Origin of the sequence: Spiroplasma endosymbiont of Aspidapion aeneum, from assembly GCF_964031045.1 — a bacterium.
In the GTDB taxonomy this organism is placed as follows: domain Bacteria; phylum Bacillota_I; class Bacilli_A; order Mycoplasmatales; family Mycoplasmataceae.
The window spans coordinates 969239-987780 of record NZ_OZ034994.1 but is presented as its reverse complement, the minus strand read 5'-3'; the positions used below and the strand labels follow the sequence as shown (position 1 = coordinate 987780).

13 protein-coding genes are annotated in these 18542 nt (G+C 27.6%); 12 read left to right on the top strand and 1 reads right to left on the bottom strand.

Annotated features, from left to right (window positions below):
• Positions 1 to 1369: 1369 nt before the first annotated feature.
• Positions 1370 to 2368, bottom strand: coding sequence for an alpha/beta hydrolase (locus tag AAHM97_RS04280; RefSeq protein ID WP_342268708.1), 999 nt, complete (start codon positions 2366 to 2368; stop codon positions 1370 to 1372).
• A gap of 265 nt (positions 2369 to 2633) precedes the next feature.
• Here AAHM97_RS04280 and AAHM97_RS04275 point away from each other — a divergent pair, with 265 nt between their 5' ends.
• The 12 genes from AAHM97_RS04275 to typA all read left to right on the top strand — a co-directional run bounded on the left by AAHM97_RS04275 (position 2634) and on the right by typA (position 18450).
• The gene (locus tag AAHM97_RS04275) at positions 2634 to 2945 is read left to right on the top strand and encodes a hypothetical protein (protein ID WP_342268707.1); all 312 of its coding nucleotides are present in this window, start codon (positions 2634 to 2636) and stop codon (positions 2943 to 2945) included.
• A 70-nt stretch (positions 2946 to 3015) separates the two neighbouring features.
• On the top strand, positions 3016 to 4686 hold the full coding sequence (locus AAHM97_RS04270; RefSeq protein WP_342268706.1) for a DAK2 domain-containing protein: 1671 nt from the start codon (positions 3016 to 3018) through the stop codon (positions 4684 to 4686).
• Between the two features lie 222 nt (positions 4687 to 4908).
• A complete protein-coding gene (locus AAHM97_RS04265; protein ID WP_342268705.1) occupies positions 4909 to 5106 on the top strand; it encodes a hypothetical protein in 198 nt (65 codons plus the stop codon).
• Positions 5107 to 5116: 10 nt separating this feature from the next.
• On the top strand, positions 5117 to 6115 hold the full coding sequence (gene plsX / locus AAHM97_RS04260; protein ID WP_342268704.1) for a phosphate acyltransferase PlsX: 999 nt from the start codon (positions 5117 to 5119) through the stop codon (positions 6113 to 6115).
• A gap of 15 nt (positions 6116 to 6130) precedes the next feature.
• Positions 6131 to 6823: a ribonuclease III gene (gene rnc / locus AAHM97_RS04255; RefSeq protein ID WP_342268703.1), complete on the top strand. Its 693-nt coding sequence runs from the start codon at positions 6131 to 6133 to the stop codon at positions 6821 to 6823.
• Positions 6824 to 6953: 130 nt separating this feature from the next.
• Positions 6954 to 9923, top strand: a complete 2970-nt coding sequence (locus tag AAHM97_RS04250) for an AAA family ATPase (protein WP_342268702.1) — start codon at positions 6954 to 6956, stop codon at positions 9921 to 9923.
• 102 nt (positions 9924 to 10025) lie between these two features.
• The gene (locus tag AAHM97_RS04245; RefSeq protein WP_342268701.1) at positions 10026 to 11021 is read left to right on the top strand and encodes a PstS family phosphate ABC transporter substrate-binding protein; all 996 of its coding nucleotides are present in this window, start codon (positions 10026 to 10028) and stop codon (positions 11019 to 11021) included.
• 19 nt (positions 11022 to 11040) lie between these two features.
• Positions 11041 to 13146 carry a phosphate ABC transporter permease PstA gene (gene pstA / locus AAHM97_RS04240; protein ID WP_342268700.1) on the top strand — a complete coding sequence of 702 codons (2106 nt, stop codon included), beginning with the start codon at positions 11041 to 11043 and terminating at the stop codon, positions 13144 to 13146.
• A gap of 3 nt (positions 13147 to 13149) precedes the next feature.
• The gene (gene pstB, locus AAHM97_RS04235; protein ID WP_342268699.1) at positions 13150 to 13986 is read left to right on the top strand and encodes a phosphate ABC transporter ATP-binding protein PstB; all 837 of its coding nucleotides are present in this window, start codon (positions 13150 to 13152) and stop codon (positions 13984 to 13986) included.
• A gap of 16 nt (positions 13987 to 14002) precedes the next feature.
• Positions 14003 to 14701 carry a PhoU domain-containing protein gene (locus tag AAHM97_RS04230; protein WP_342268698.1) on the top strand — a complete coding sequence of 233 codons (699 nt, stop codon included), beginning with the start codon at positions 14003 to 14005 and terminating at the stop codon, positions 14699 to 14701.
• Positions 14702 to 14776: 75 nt separating this feature from the next.
• The gene (uvrC, locus tag AAHM97_RS04225) at positions 14777 to 16534 is read left to right on the top strand and encodes an excinuclease ABC subunit UvrC (RefSeq protein WP_342268697.1); all 1758 of its coding nucleotides are present in this window, start codon (positions 14777 to 14779) and stop codon (positions 16532 to 16534) included.
• 95 nt (positions 16535 to 16629) lie between these two features.
• Positions 16630 to 18450, top strand: a complete 1821-nt coding sequence (typA, locus tag AAHM97_RS04220) for a translational GTPase TypA (RefSeq protein WP_342268696.1) — start codon at positions 16630 to 16632, stop codon at positions 18448 to 18450.
• Positions 18451 to 18542 lie beyond the last annotated feature (92 nt).

The window sequence follows — 18542 nt, the reverse complement described above, 5'->3', positions numbered from 1 at the left end:
ATTTAATTAAATATTTCAATATTAGTATAACACCCTACCACCAATTTAAAGAAAATTTAATTTTCTTTCCCCTTTAAATATATTTAAGAATAATCTTTCGATTTCATCATTACCATTATATTTTAATTAATTTATTAGAAAATATAAGAATTTCTGTATTAGTTATAGTGGTATTTCTAATTGAATTAAGGTTTCTAAACAAGAAAATGTCTTTATTAAAATGAGAAAATTAACAAGGAAAAGCAAATGTTTTTAAAACATATCAAGAAAAAGAAAGAATCATCTTTTATCAAAAAAACATAACAAATTTGTTATTATGATTTAGCAAAACAAATTATAATAACAAATGTAATTAGTGTTATTGAATAAATATGAAGATAAAAACTCATACAGAAATTAAATTGATTAATATTTTATATATGAGAAAACAAAAAATCTCTTGCTTATAAATTTGAAAGAATGAAAATAGTAAGAATGTAATTAAGATTTTGAAAATATATCAACATTTGCAAATAACAATAATAAAAAATTAATAATTCATCAGATTGTGGTGGCGCTTTTGCAAATGAAAATATTATTAACTTTATAAAGTCTAATAAACAAATTACACATTTAATGTCTAAAAAATGTTCAAACCTAATTCTCCAAAAAAAGCTTAAACGGTTGAATAAAACAAAAATTCATAAAATCATTTGGAGAAAAATTTATAAATATTAATCATTTCTTAAATACATTTCAAAGGTTTATAAAAACTTGAAAATTCATGAAAGAAATAAATTATAATATAAGTGGTAAAAAGAAAAAAAACTAGGTATAATTCAGTACACTTAGCTTCCCTTATGCCCCCCAATTTATTTACTATTTGTAGATTAATATTATTTATAGTGTATTAATATTTGCAAATAACAATAATAAAAAATAATAGATAAATAATATTGTAGCACCGCTTTTGTAAACAAAAATATTTTCAAGTTTGTAAAGAATCTAAATAAACTAACATTCAATGGCTAAAATAGATTTAAACGCAATTTTACAAATTAGAGTTTAAATGATTAAATAGAACATAAATTTACAAAATACTTTAGTTATAATTTTTTATAATTTTTTAACCATTTCTTAGATAGTTTCGAAAAGTTAATGAAATATTGAAATTGCATGAAAGTAATAAATTATAATATAGTTAGTAAAAATAGAAAAACTAAGCCTTTATCTCTTTTATTATGATAATTCTATTAGCACATTAAGTATAACGTATGTTCATAGTAGTAATAAGCTTGTTAATGTATGAATATAAACAGATTTTTTAAATATTTTATTCCCCTTCAATTATATCAATTATTGATGATATTATAAATAAGCATAAAATTTGTTAAAATTTATCTATAAATTCCTCTATTTTTTTAAAATATTGATTTTGATATGTTGATATGGCGAGGACATGCTCTGAACCTAACGGCATTCAAATTTTACTCTCAATTTGTTTTTCGTATTTTATTTTACAATTATACATCCAAAGACTATGTTCATAATTTATAAATGTGTCTCCCAATGGATGAATAAATAATATTGGTACCTTACTTATTTTCTTCATTTTCTTTATAAGTGAATATTTTTTTATATTTGTGTTAGTTTCTTTTTTAAATTTATTACAAAGACCAATAGATATTAAGGGCCAATTTGTTTCTTCATTTTCTTGTATTTTGTATCGCATTTGAATCAAGAGATCTGCAAATCCACAATCTGCAACGACTCAATTAATATTTTTTCTTTCTAACCCATTTTGGATATACAAGATAGCGGTCGATGCTCCCATACTATTTCCAATCAGTCCAATCGAAGAAGCAAAAAATTTATCTTTAATGTATTTGATTATATTATCTAAGATTTTAACTGTTGAGTACCCGATATCTGTTTTGTTACCATATGTTAATCCATGAGCAAAACTATCAAATGACAAGATATTATAACCTTTTTTATAAAAATCATTTAGCAATCTTAACCCTAAGTATTTATTTTCAGTTCAACCATGAAGACCAATAACCCATTTTGTTGTATTTTCATTAAGACCAATAATTGCACTAATATTTCCCAGTTCTCCTTTAATTATGATTTCATCAATGTTTTCTCTATTAAAGACCGGTTTTGATACTATATTTTTAATATTTTTTCAATCATTATAAAAATAATCAAGTGAATTAATATCTATATTATTTTTATCAACACCAATGCGCTGATAATTAAAGCAATAGTCTAGCCACTTTTTAACCCCAATTTTCGAACGCTTGTAAATTTTAGGTAATATAAATATATTTTTAACAACTAAAAAAAAATTATACTTATATTTTATTATATCTCTAAATTTCTTCATACTTTAATCATAATGATTATCAGGAGAATTTTTTTGTAAATAGGCAATATAATCGAACTATTTGTACATTTTTAGTTTGCAATTCATTATGCCCAAATTTATATCCATTAATGCATTTATCTTATATTCTGGCTCCTTTTACATAATGGGGAACACTTTCTTTATGCGGTGTTAATACCCTTCTTGAACTGAATACTATTGAAAACATATTTAAAATAGTGTATAATTAATTATATATAAAAATAAATATAGGGATAATGAAAATATGGATGATGAAAAAATATTAACAATTATTAAAAATACTGTATATTTAATACCCGGTGTAAAAGGGTTTGCAGATTATAAAGCTACTCCTAAGGATGAACTATCAACAAAAGATGTTGTTAGATCTGTTGAATTTAATGTTAAAAATGACAATAATCATTTAATGATTCATCTAATTTTACTAAATGGTTTTAATATGAAAAATGTATTAAGAGAAGTTCAATATAGAATAAAATTTGAGCTTGAAAAAGCATCAGAATACACTCGAAGCTATATTGTAGATCTGGTGGTTGATGATATTATTAATGAGTAGTTCTTTTTTGAACCAACTTTATAATATTATTTATAAAAATTAATAAATATAATAATGGAAGGCAATGTTAATGAAATCTAATTTTCTTATAGTAAAAAATATGTTAGTAAGTGGTGTAAATAATTTGTATAATTATTATCCCCAGATTGATAAACTTAATGTTTTTCCAGTTCCTGATGGAGATACAGGAACAAATATGAATCTTACTTGTACAAATGGATACAATGAGATTATTGATATGAAAGAATGCACAATAAAAGAACTTTTATCTAAATTTGCTAGATGTTTAATAATGGGTGCAAGAGGAAATTCTGGGGTTATTTTTTCTCAAATAATAAAAGGGATTAGTGTTGGGGTGTCTGATGTTGATACAATTGGATTCAATGTAGATATCTTAAAACTAATATTTAAAAAAGCGACAGAATTTGCATATAAGGCTGTAATGAAACCGGTTGAAGGAACAATATTAACTGTTATTCGAGAAACCTCAGAGTACGTTGATACAATTAACAGCTTTGAAAAAGAAAATTTAACAACAGTTCTACAAGGCATTTGTGATGCCGCAAATAAGTCATTAGAAAATACGCCTAATCTTCTGCCGATGTTGAAGGAGGTTGGAGTCGTTGATAGTGGCGGATTTGGTTTAGTTAAATTTATTGAAGGAGCTATTTACTATCAAAAAAATAGAAAAATAATAGCAAAATTAAAAAAACTTGATGAGAATACTGGGAATAATTTAGATATTATATTAGATGGGGATAGTGAATTTGGATATTGTACTGAAGCTATTGTTATGCTTGAAAAAGCCCAATTAAGTTTAGATATAAATACAATTAGAAATACATTACAAGCATATGAAAATACGTCAATTGTAGCAGTGATTGACGATGATATATTGAAAATACACACCCATGCCCCTTTGCCAGGTCAAGTTCTAACATACTTACAACAGTTTGGTGAGTTTTATTCAATTAAGGTTGAAAATATGACATTGCAATCTGATAAGCATGTTATTGGGGGTAATCCTCATTCTAAAGGTAAAAAAGCAACAGTTCCAAAGAAAAGTGTTCGAAAACTTGAAAACTCTATTGCAACAATTGCTGTTGCAAGATCCAAAGAAATGGCCGACTACTTTAAAAATGAATTAAATATAGACTACACTATTAATGGTGGTGATAAAATGAACCCATCAACTAAAGACTTTTTAGAGGCAATCGAGAAAGTGGATGCAAAAGTTGTTTATATTTTTCCAAATGATTCTAATATATTTCTAGCAGTCCAACAAGCAAAAAAAGAAGAAAAAAAATCAAAAATTATTATTATTGAAAGTAAATCAATTGTTGAGGGAATGTCTGCTTATTTAAATTTAGACCCTAGTGAATCACCAAAGAATAATATAACCAATTTAAATAAAGTAATGAAAAATTTGACAACCTTTTCAATTGCAAAAGCAGCTAAAGATGCAAATATGGATGGGGTACAAGTAAAAGAAGGAAATTACTTTTCCGTTGTTAATAAAAAAATTAACTATTCAGCTCCTTCAATTGATATAATATTTAAGAAATCATTAACAAAATTTATCACCAGTAAATCTGAAATTATTACAATATTCGTTGGAGCAGATGCACAACATAGCGATGTTGTTATTCTTAGAAAATTATTGGATGATAACTATGATGTTGAGTATGAGATTGTTGAGACACAACATTCTGTATATTCATTTATTATAGGAATAGAGTAAAATATTATTTTATAAAAAATATAATTATAAATTAAATAATTGTATATTTATATTTAAAATATAAATTTTATTAGGTATATATATAATTTCGGAAATTTTAGGTTTTTAATTCTAACGCTCATGTTTATAACTTATATTATATATTTTTACTTATTCTATTTTTATCTAAAAAAAAATTAACTTTTACTAAATTGTTATAAAATTAAATAAAGGAGATTAGATATGGAAGAAAAAGGAATTTGTTGCCCTGGAGGGGCACATAATTGTTATACATGCAGAGTTTGTTCTGGTTCTTTTCTTGGCTGCAAAAGCTGTGCAAAATGTATTTCATGCATAGTTTGTATTGATAAAGAGTGTGCCTGTTGTGTAAATGGTAGCCAAAGACAACAAGAAAATAAAGCTAAATATCATAAAGATTAATGTGTTCAAGATGTATAAAATTGGTCTTGACATAATGGGCTCTGACAATGGACCAAAAGTTGCTATTAGAGCTGCCATTGAAAGTATTAAAAAATATAGAGATTTATGTCTTGTTTTATTTGGTGATATAGAAACAATAACAACAGAATTAAAAAAATATAAATATAATAAGAATCAAATTGAAATTTTCGGTTGCACTCAAGTAATTGAAATGACCGATGGCGTGCTTGATATTCGAAGAAAAAAAGATTCATCAATGGTAAGAGCGTTAGAAACATTAGAAAAAAAAGAAATATCTGGTATGATAACCGCTGGATCATCTGCAAGTTTTGTTGCAGGTTGTCATTTTATTCTAAAAGAAATAAAAGGAGTTTCACGCCCTGGTTTCATGCCTATTATACCAACAATTATTAAGGATAAAGTTACACATTTATTAGATGTTGGTGCAAATTTAGAAAATACAAGCAAGGACCTATACACCTATGCAAAAATAGCGTCAATTTACGCAAAAACAAATTATAACATTGCCAACCCCAAAGTTGGGCTTTTAAATATTGGGGTTGAATCTTCAAAAGGTCCAGAATTTTTGAGAGAAGCTTATAAATTAATCAAGGAAGATAAAAATATTAATTTTTATGGAAATATTGAGGGTAGAGAAATAACATCTGGCATTGTTGATGTTATTGTATGTGATGGTTATGCTGGGAATATAGCACTAAAATCATTTGAAGGAATGGGTAAAAATATTCTCCGAGAAATAAAAAAAGGAGTGAAAAAGAACCCGTGAGTGATGTTCACATACATTCTCGGATTTTGAATGGTTTTTAGACGTATAAAGGCAAAATTTAATTATAAAAATTATGCTGGAGCAATAATGCTTGGAGTAAATGGGATAGCTTTTAAATCACACGGGTCAAGCGATGTTTTATCATTTGTATCAACGATAAGAATGACATATGAAGCTGTAAAAAACAATGTATTATCAGAAATTGAAAAAAATTTAAAATAATAGAAAGAAGAAATAATGTCCCTAGAGAAATACAAAAAAATACTTAAAAATTATGGGATTGAGGTGACTAAGGAAAACTCAAAACTTTTTGCATCAGCTATTACACATGGTTCATATGCATATGAAAAGGATTTAGATAATTATCAGAGGCTAGAATTTTTGGGAGATGCTGTTGTTGATCTTGTTGTGTCTAATCTTATCTATAATGAGTTCACCGAGTCTACCGAAGGAGATTTAACCAATATTAGAGCAAAATTAGTAAAAACAGAAACATTGGCGAGTATTTCAATTAGATTGGAATTGAACACTTGTGTTTTTTTATCAGTTTCTGAAATTCGTGATAATGGAGCTCTAAAAGAAAAATTATGTGCAGATATTTATGAGTCAACAGTTGGTGCTATTTTTATCGCTTTTGGTTATAGAAAAGCTGAAGATTTTATTAAAAATACACTTATTAGGTATGAATATGATAAAAAAACAGCATTAAATAATGCTGTTAGTTACAAGACTATTCTACAAGAAGCGTTGGGAATTAATAGTGTTAAATATGTTCTTGAAAAGGATGAGATCTTAGAATCTAATAAACACAATTTTGTTATTAAGGTGCAAATTAATAATGTTGTTTATGGTGTGGGTGAGGGTCCTAGTAAGAAAGTTGCAGAAAAAAATGCAGCAAAAGAAGCGTTACAAAAATTAAATCTTTTATAATCTTTAATTATAAGGAAGTATTTATTCAGTATTTATTGATTTTATATGATAAAATTTTTATTTTTTATGTATAATAAATATGATATATATCTAAATATAAGATATTTGATAATAATATGTTGGGAGAAATATGATTTTCATAAAAAGAATTGAAGCTACTGGTTTTAAGTCGTTCGGTAATCACACCGTTATTAATTTTGAAAATCCTCTAATTGGTATCGTTGGACCAAATGGAGCTGGAAAATCAAATATTAATGATGCAATTCGATGAGCATTTGGAGAACAATCAAATAAATCTTTAAGAAGTGATAATAATGCAGATATAGTATTTGCTGGGAGTAAAGACCAACCAGCATTAAATTACGCAGAGGTTACACTTGTTTTTGACAATAGTAAGAAAATATTTTCAAACCTTGATTATGATGAAGTATCAGTAAAAAGAACATATCGCAAAGATAGTAATGAATCTGCATATTATATTAATAATCAAAGAGTAAGATTAAAAGATATATTAGATATTGCATTAGAAACAGGAATAACTAAATCTAGTCTAGCGATGATTTCTCAAGGATCTGTTAGCAATTTTGTTGAATCTAAATCAGATGAAAGAAGAACATTTTTTGATGAAGCTGCTGGAGTTTCAATTTATAAAAAAAGAAAAAATGAAGCCATTCGAGAACTTACAAAGGCAAAAGATAATTACGCAAGGTTAAATGATATAATCAATGAAAAAGAAAAAATTTTACCAAAATTAGAAGCACAAGCAAAAAGAGCCATTTTATTCAAAAATAACTTTGAAAAACTTAAGTCAATGGAAGTTTCAAAGGCAATCCAAGAAATTGATTATTTTAATGAACAAATTATACCGATTAATAAAGAACTAACTTTCGTTTTAAAGGAAAATAATAAAGTAAAAAAAGATATAATTGATAAGCGTCAATTAATTAAAAAAATCGAATTATTGATAAGGGAAAATCAAAGAAAGCAGCTTGACTCCTCAAAAAAAATAACAAGTATTGTTCAGAAAATGTCTGAAAGCAAAATTAAGTTGACAACACTTAATTTTTCTAATATGGAGAAAAACTCCAACAATAATGAGGAAAAAATAATTGAAAATTCATTAAGAGATTATCGCGAAAATAAATTATTATTAGATACTTCAAATAGTACAATTATAAATGAAGAGAAATTACTAAAAGAAGCACAAGAAAAATTAACAACGTTAAAAAATCTTAGAGAAAAAGTAATATCTCAATTACGTTATAAGGATAATTTAATTTCTGAAAAAAAACTATCAATTGATTATTTGTTAAATCAAAAAATGTCTGGCTCTCATTTATTTGAGGGTGTAAAAGTTGTAATGGAGAATAAAAATAATTTACCAGGAATAGTTGGAATTGTGAGCGATGTTTTTAAGATTAATGATGATCACAAGTTAGCCATTGAACAACTATTAAGAAATGCATATCAAAATATTATTGTCGAAACATCATCAAATGCTAAATCTGCTATTGATTTTTTAGTTTCAAATAAGGCTGGGCATGCAACCTTTTTACCATTAAATACATTAAAATCTAACTATATTGCTGATAAAGACCGTTTTGTTATTCAGTCTGCAAAAGGATTTGTTGGTTTTGCAAATGAATTAATTACAACAGATAAAAAATATAAAATTGTTGCAGACAACCTTCTTGCAAACGGGATAGTTATGAAAGATTTTGCATCAGCAGATGAATTATCCAAAATATATAACAAATTTCATATTGTTACTCTTACAGGTGAGCATATCCTTCCATATGGGGCAATTAATGGAGGTTCAAAAAAAAGAAGAAGATTTGATAATATAATTGACCATTCAAATGAAATTGAAAAAATTAAAAAAGAAATTGAAAAAACTTCAAATGAAATAACTGAGTTGGAAGAGTCAAACACTAAACTTTTAAAAGGAATTTCAAAAGTTGAATCTTCAATGACATCATTTAATTCAACTATAGCTCACTGAAATGCAAATAAATCTAATTATCTTAAAAATATGGAAGCCGCTAGTTCATCGTTTTATGCTATAAAACAGATTGATATCAGAGATTTTATAAGTGGAAAAACCTCATTAGATACTCCAGATGAAAAAAATACACTATCTATAACATTGGCAAATTTGGAAGCAGATAAAGAAGCTTTAGAACAAAAATATAATATTTATTCAAATCTTGTTAAATCAAATGAGCTTGAAAAGATTTCACAAGAAGAGGAATTGAATATGTACTATCAAAACAATTCAGTTTTAAATGAAAAAACTATATCATTGAATGAAAAAATGAAAAGCTATAAAAGAGCGGTTGAGAATAACTCTGAGTTGTTGATGAGAAATTATCAAATGACAATTGAATCTGCACAAGAGTATATATCTGAAATTAAAGGCCATATAGAATATGATGAATTTTTTGTTAGTCAAATGAGGTCTAGCATATTTAAACTCGGGGGTATTGATTATGAAGCGATTGAACTTTATGAAAAAGAGAAAAAAGATTATGATTTTATCTTAAAGGAACTAAACGACGTATCTGATTCTATTAAAAAAATTGAAGAAGCAATAACTTCACTTGACGGAGAAATGACTTATCAATTTGAAAAAACTATTAAGGATATCAATAATGTTTTACCAACAGTATTTTCAAGTTTTTTTGGTGGAGGAACTGCTAGTATTGTTTTTACAGATGAAAATGATATAATAGGTACAGGTATTGATATTATTGTTAAGCCACCAGGTAAAAATATTCAAAATTTAAATTTACTTAGTGGTGGTGAAAAATCATTAGTTGCACTTGCAACTCTATTCTCAATACTAAAAGTTAGACCCATTCCGCTTGTAATTTTAGATGAAGTTGAAGCCCCGCTTGATATTCTCAATGTTGAAAGATTTGCCAAGTATATTAAAACATTCAATGAATATACTCAATTTATTGTTGTTACTCATCGCCAAGGAACTATGGAAAATTGTGATTCACTTTTCGGAGCAACAATGGAGGTTCCCGGAGTAACCAATATTGTTAAGATAAATTTAGTTGAAGCTAGAAAACATTCAGTGAAGGAAGAAATATAAAGAAAAATTATGAAAAAATCTTTAGGTTATTCGTCAATTTTTATGTTAATATTATTTATCGCCCTATGAATATGATCATTTACAGTGAAAAGTTCATATATAATGATAGGGGGCAGCACTAGTTGTAATGAATTAATGCAGGCTATTACAAATAACTATTCTAAAGGCGAAGTCATTTATTCATCTTTGGGTAGCCAAGCGGGTATAAATGGGTATGAAAATAAATCAATTTCTGCCGGATTTGTTTCTAAGGAATTAACATCTGAAGATTTTGGGGGTAGAACTCCAAAATCTATTAAAAGAACAAGTAATGTCAGTGACCTAGTTAAAAATCCAAAACCTAATGAGTCTATTTCCATTTCTTTTGGTAAAGACGCACTTTTAATAATATATAAAGCCCCCAAATGGTGAGATAGCCAATTAGATAACTATTTAAGCTTTTATACTAAATCCGATTCAGATACGGATTGATTATCAAAAATTTATAAAGGAGACATGTCCTGAGAAGTTCTTGCTCATAAAATACAACAAAAACATGAACTTAAAAGTATTAATGTCCCAGATACGTCTACAAGTTTTATTACTTATACAAGAGAATCGGGAAGTGGAACACGTGATGCATTTTCCGAATTAACAAAGGCAAATAATTTGCAAAAAGCAAATGTAGCAAATTCTAATAATTTAATGGTTCAGGGTGTTTCTGCAAATTATGGTTCTATTGGATATATATCATACTCTTTTAATAATAAGATAACAAAGAAATCTGGTTTACACGCCGCCGCCATAAATGATGTTGTACTTGGAAATGATCAACTTGGAGATCGTCAACATATATATAAAATTGACAATATGAAAGGATTGGCAATAGATATAGACTTTACAAATGAAGATGCAATTGCTGGAAAAAAAGGTGTACACTACGAGTTCACGAGAGATTTTACAATATTATTTGGACCAAATTCAAAATCCATTAATGAATTATTAATTTTTATTTCTTGATTTATAAATTTTGACTCTATACCCTTTTCGCCCAACGCAAAAAAAGTATATGATGAAGCCGGAATTGTTCCGATATGTAATATACAAATATGAGATTAATATTTAAAGAAAGATAAAAATGAAAAAAAAAGATTCCTTTAAAGCATATCATAATATCCCAAAACCAAATCATGCAAGGCTTGATACGTTTTCTAAAAATTTTATAACTTTTATAACATCAATAATATTGATTATTTTAATGATACTTTTTGGTTTTATAGTATATAAAGCCAGTGGTTTATTTAAAAAAGTAAGTTTTTTTCACTTTTTAATTGATGATTGAAATCCGGGAAATAAATCATATTCAACTTTTGGTATCGGTAAAATAATTATTTCAACTGTTGTATTATTGCTGTATGCTCTTTTAATAAGTGTTCCAATAACGATATTTTCTTCAATTTTTATATCTGAATATTTATCTAAAAGACTCAAGAGAACATTTATGATAATTATTCAATTGCTCGCCGGCATACCATCTGTAGTTTTTGGTCTTTTTGCATTTGATCAGATTGGTTCCTTTACAATAAGAATGGGTGCTAAATCTAGTGGAAATTTAACAACAGCTGCCATTACACTAGCGTTTATGGCCTTGCCAACAATGATTACATTATCTGTAAATGCTATAGAGGCGGTGCCAGATGGATATCGATGAGGTTCTTTAGCGCTTGGAGTCACTAAAGAAAGAACATCTGTAAGAATTGTTTTTAAATCAGCTTTGCCTGGAATCATTTCTGCTATAGTTATGGGAATTGCAAGAATTGTTGGAGAGACAATGGCGGTTATATTAATAGCTGGAAATTCGACAAATGGTGTTGTAACTAATAGTGGATTTTCTAATTTTATCTTTTCATCGATTAGAACACTGGCCGGAACCATAGGGCTTGAGATGTTAGAAAATAGTGGTCCGGAACATGAAAAGGCACTTTATGCCATTGGTTTATTTTTGTTTGTTTTAGTGATAATTATTAATTTAATAATTCTTTTTATTAGTGCTGATAGAAGTGAAAAAAGAGCAAAAAGAAACAAGAAGCTACGAGCAAAAAGTTCATTAAATAGCGACACCAAATATGTTTATGTTTTTAGCAAAACTCAACTAAAAGAAATTGTAAATTATAATAGTGAACGTGGTTTTTATAAAAAAATAGAGAGTTTATTTATTAAATTTTTATTATGAATATCAATCATTGAAATTATTTTCTTTATTTCTTTAATTTTGGTAAGTGTGTTCTATAAGGGCATTATGGGTTGGCAATGGAAAAACTTTACACAAATAAATGGACAAAAATCTGGAATTGCTTCAGCTTTTTCTGTAACAATTTTATTAGTTTTTTTAACCATTTTCATCTCTGTTCCTATTGCGTTGGTAGTTGCAATATATCTTTCAGAGTATGCCCCACAAAAGTCAAAATTTGTTCAGGCAATAAGATTTTCAATTAATGTTCTAGCATCTACACCGAGTATTGTTTTTGGTATTTTTGGATTAACGATGTTCATTAATATTTTTTCTATGGGAATGTCTATACTAACAGGATCATTAACAATGTGTTTTGTTGTTCTACCAATGCTTATTATTAATTTTGAAAATTCATTAGAGTCTGTTTCCAAGAGCAATAAAATAGCAGCATATGGAATGGGTCTAAGAAAGATATCTGTTATTATTAGAATAGTAGTTCCATGCGCAATGAAGGGGTTATTAACTGGCTTAGTACTTTGTATTTCTAGAATAATAGGAGAGGCCGCCCCAGTTTACCTTACATTAGGAACTGTTGCTCGAGCACCAATTAATGGGTTTTTATCTCCCGGTTCAACAATGACGACAATGATTTACACACTATCAACAGAGTCCTCTTCAAACTCTGCTAAAGGTGATGCGTATCAAACATCTTTAGTTTTGGTGATGTTAATGTTATTTATTAATTTTTTTGGGGATTATTTATCTAGAGATGTTGAATATGTTGCAAATAAAAAAATAAGTTTAAAATTGAAAATTTTGAGATTTCAAAAAAAACATTCTTTTAAAATGATTGGCAAAGCTTCTGGGTCATTTATCTTAAATAGCTATAAAGCTATAATTAATAAAAGTAAATCTCTTAAAATTGAGAACATTAAATCAACTACAAAAAAAATAAAAGAAAGAAATAAAAAAATAAAAGATATCTATAAAAAAGCGAAAAGGAGGAGATAAATTATGGTGGCTTTAAATAATTTACCAAAAGATGGTGTTATAAAGGTTGATAAAACTGATAATATTGAAAAAAACAAGAATAAATATTTAATTACAGCAAAGGATTTTAATTTTTATTATAACCACGGAAAAAAGCATGCGCTTAAAAATATAAACATAAAAATAAAAGAAAATTCAATTGTTTCATTTATAGGGCCATCCGGTTGTGGAAAATCTACATTTTTAAGGTCAATTAACAGAATGAATGATTTAGTTGATGATGTAAAAATGAGTGGTGAAATATGTATAAATGAAAAAGATATATATGAGCCTGGATATGATGTTACTAGACTAAGAACAGAGGTAGGCATGGTCTTTCAAAAACCAAACCCTTTTCCAATGTCGATATATGAAAATATTGCATTTGGACCAAAGTCTTTAAGAATCAAGAATAAAGCAGCACTTAATCAAATTGTGGAACAATCATTGAAGGAAGCTGCTCTATGAGATGATGTAAAAGATATTTTAAACCAATCAGCATCGGGTTTATCAGGTGGTCAACAACAAAGGTTGTGTATAGCAAGAGCAATTGCTATGCGACCAAAAATTCTATTGATGGATGAGCCCACATCAGCACTAGACCCAATTGCCACATTAAAGATAGAAGACCTTTTAATAAAGTTGAAAAAAGATTATACTATAATTATAGTTACACATTCAATGGCACAAGCAACAAGAATAAGTAACTATTCTGCATTTTTTTTACAAGGTGAACTTATAGAATTTGGGAAAACAAAAAAAATATTTACAAACCCATTTGATCAAAGAACTGAGGATTATATCTCAGGTAGATTTGGGTAGAAAGGAAGTGATTTAAATGTCATTTAATAAAATTTTAGATAAGGATGTAAAACAAATAAGAAATTTTTTAGTTGATCTTGTAGAGGATACAAAAAATCAATATGCACAAACTTTTGGCATAGTTAAATCTGCCAAGTTTGATGGTATAGATGAAATACTTGCGAATGATAAAAAAATTAATGATAAACAAAACAATTTTACAAAAATGGCTTTGTGAAAAATTGTTAAGCAAAAAATGGTTGCAAGTGATTTGCGTCTTGCAGTTGGTGGGATTATAATTTCGCGTGAAATTAAAAAAACAGCACATGTTGCTAAAAGAATTTGTAAAAATTTAAAAATAGCATCTACTGAAAATTATTTACCAAATTTTGAAAAAGATTATGAGTATTTTCAATATGTTGTTAAAATGTTTGAAATAGCAAATACTATTTTAAATTTAACTGGTAATTTAATTGAAAACTTTGTAGAAGATCAACATAAAAAAGTATTAATTATGGAAAAAAGTATGAAGTATGAAATTCGTGAAATCATGAATGGTATTTCACTCTCAAAAAATAAAGTAAATACTGTTGATAGTGCAGGATTTCTTTTAATAATTCGCCAACTGAAGGATTTAGAAAAGGCGGCAGAAAGTCTGTTACAAATCGAAGAAACACTTCAATTTATTAGAACAGGTTCCTTTGAAGAATTGGATATATACAAAGAGGAGAAATAGTGTTAATAATAAAATATTATTATTTACTAAATCGATAATAAATAATAATATTTTACAGATTGTGATGGTGGATAATTGATACAAAATGATGTTTTAATGACAATTCCAAATGCAACAGGTTGTTATCTTTATTATAATAAAGATAACCAAATTATATATGTTGGTAAAGCTAAAAATATCTTTAAAAGAGTTTCTAGTTATTTTAAAGGTGTACATAATTATAAAACCACTAAATTAGTTAGAGAAATTGAAAAGATAGATTACATTGTTGTTGCTAATGAAAATGAAGCATTACTACTTGAAGAAAATTTAATTAAAAAATATAAACCAAGATATAATATTTTGCTAGCAGATGACAAAAAATATCCATATGTTGTTATTGAAAAAAAGGATGGAGATTTTTATTATAGATATATAAGAAATTATAATAAGTTATACTATAGATCATACGGTCCATTTCCAGATGGATCAAAAGCAAGAGAAATATTTTATCTTTTAGAAAGGGTTTATCCACTAAAGCGTTGTAAGTTAAAAAACCAAAAAAATCCATGTACGTATTATCAATTAGGTCTTTGTTCTGGAGCTTGTTTTAAAGAAGTTGATGAAGGTTTTTATACATACAATATTAATAAAGCAGATAATTTTTTCAAGGGTAATAATGATGATTTTAAAATTCAATTAACAAAAAAAATGCAAATTGCTGCCAATAATTTGAATTTTGAGGAAGCTAATTATTATAAATCTATAATCAATTCACTCCCCGGAATAACAACTAAACAAAGTGTTCAAATACTAGATATTGAAAAAAATTATGATTTTGTTACTTGTTATAGTGATGATAAATACATATCAATTATTGTCCTTTTCTATCAATTTGGAGTCTTAATTTATAAGGAATCATTTGTTACAGAACTTAATTTAGAATCTAATAAAGATGTGATTTTTAATTACCTAGGACAACTTTATAAAAGAAATAAGAAGCCTGATCTTTTATTCGTTGATAATGATTTAAATATATCTGATAATAAAATAGCAGGAATAGAAGTTGGCCATACAGATACAAAAGAATTACAGCAAATAATGAACCTCGGTAGAGAAAATGCTATTGAGGGAATTAATCATCGATATCAACAGGAGATGTATACTAGTGGAAAAGATGTCCTTGAAGAACTTAAAAGTATTGCTCAATTAAAAAAAATTCCCTATCATATAGAAGTTTTTGATATTGCAAATATTGGTGATAATTTTGTTACGGGGGGTATTGTTGTATTTAAGAATGGCCAACCAAGTTTTAGCGATTTTAGAAGATATAATATTGATATCCCAGAAAGGGATGATATTAGCCGTATGGTTTACATTGTTAAAAGAAGGTATCAGGATCTTCGATTTATAAAAAATGCAATCCCTGACCTTATAATAGTTGATGGGGGCGTGGGTCAAGTTAATGGGGCTTTAAAAGTCCTAAAAGAACTTAATTTAGAAATTGATGTAATAGGACTTGTAAAAGATGATAAACATAAAACAGACCATATTTATCACCCTGTATTAAAAAATATAACATTAAAAAAAGATTCACAGTTGTATAAAAAACTTGCAATGTTTCAAGATAAAGTTCATAATTTTTCGATATCGCATTATCGAAAACGACAAATAAATAGCATAAAGAGTGACCCACTCGAAAATATCAAAGGAATTGGGAAAAAGACAATTCAGAAACTAAGAGAATCATATCCTAATAATGACTCCTTAAAGAATGTAAATATTGATAAATTAAATGAGATAGTCAAAAACCAAAAATTATCTGAGAAAATTATTAAATATATAAATAAATAATTAATTTTAGCCTCTTTCTTATCACAAATGGACAAAATCTATGGTTTTTTGTCTCAAAAAAAGGTATTATCTTAGAAGGCAAATTGGAGAAGAATATGAAAAGAAAAATAATTAATATAGCAGTAATTGCTCACGTCGATGCGGGAAAATCAACATTAGTTGACGCCTTCTTAAATCAGTGCGGAGTTTTTAGAGAAAATGAAAATATTGTTGAACAGGTTATGGATTCAAATGATCAGGAGCGTGAGCGCGGTATAACAATTTATTCAAAAAATTGTGCTGTTGAATATGGTGAATATAAAATTAATATAGTTGACACACCAGGACATGCAGATTTTTCATCAGAAGTTGAGAGAATTATGAAAACAGTTGATACAGTAATTCTTTTAGTGGATTCATCAGAAGGTCCAATGCCACAGACTAGATTTGTGTTATCTAAAGCTTTAGAATTGGGTCTAAAACCAATTTTACTTATAAATAAAATAGATAAAAAAGATCAGAGAGTAGAAGAAGTTGTTGATGAAGTTATGGAGTTATTTCTAGAGTTGGATGCAACTGATGATCAATTAGAATTTACAACTTTATACGGAATAGCAAAAGAAGGAATTGTTGTAGATTCAATGGACCAAAAGGGTAAAAATCTTGATCCGCTATTTGAAACAATTATCCATCAGGTTGGGGCATATCCTAATGAGAATGCAGATAACCCCCTACAATTTCAGATATCATCTTTAGCTTATGATAACTTTATTGGAAGACTGGGCATAGGTCGTGTTTTTAATGGTAAAATAAAAAAACAACAACAAGTTGGAATTGCAAAAAATGATGGCTCAAAAGGTAAAGGGAAAATAAATGATTTATTTGTTTATCAAGGTTTAAAGAGGGTATCTGTTGAAGAAGCTGTAGCTGGTGACATTGTTATTATATCTGGAGTTGATGGTCTGACCATAGGGGATACAATTTGTTATCAAGATAATATAATACCGATGCCCCCAATTACAATTGAGGAACCAACAATGAGTATGAATTTCTTAGTTAATACGTCACCTTTTGCTGGGAGAGTTGGTAAATTATTAACAACAAGAAATATTAATGAAAGACTACAAAAAGAACTTGAGGTAAACGTTGGTCTAAGAGTGGAGGTGCTATCTGATTCATCTGTTGATGGATTTAAAGTATTGGGACGAGGAGAATTACACTTGTCAGTGCTAATTGAGACAATGAGAAGAGAGGGTTTTGAACTTGGAGTATCAAGACCGGAGGTTATTTTTCATAAGGATGAAAAAGGAAATACATTAGAGCCTATGGAAAAAGTTCTTGTTGATATTCCAACAGAATACCAAGGTTCTGTAATTAATTCTTTGAACCTAAGAAAAGGTATTTTATTAGAAATGGATTCAAATGGAACCCGTGACAAAATAATATATAATGTCCCAAGTAGAGGGCTTATCGGATTCAAAACAGAATTTATAAATGTAACACGTGGTAATGGTGTTCTTGTAAAATCATTAAATGGTTATGAACAGTATAAAGGTGCTATTCCAAAAAGAAAAAATGGAGCTCTTATTTCAATGGCAAACGGTGTATCTTCTCCATATGCATTAAATAACCTTGAAGATCGTGGTGAATTGTTTATTGATCCGGGGGTGGAAGTATATGAAGGAATGATAATTGGTTCTCATTCAAAAGAAGATGACTTAAATGTTAATCCAACAACCGGAAAAAAATTAAGCAATGTTCGTTCAAGTGGTAATGATGATGCAATAAAATTAACACCACCTCGTAAATTTACACTTGAAGAAAGTTTAGAATTTATTGAAGTAGATGAGTTGGTAGAGGTAACACCATCTGATTTAAGACTTAGAAAAAAATATCTAACAGTAAATGAAAGAAAACAACACCGTAATGATTTTTAAATTTTGTGTTTAAAAATTAAATAAATAAAATATTTCAAGGAGTAAAATCTAATTAATATTTTTTACCAACAATTTTTTGTATATAATAAGAG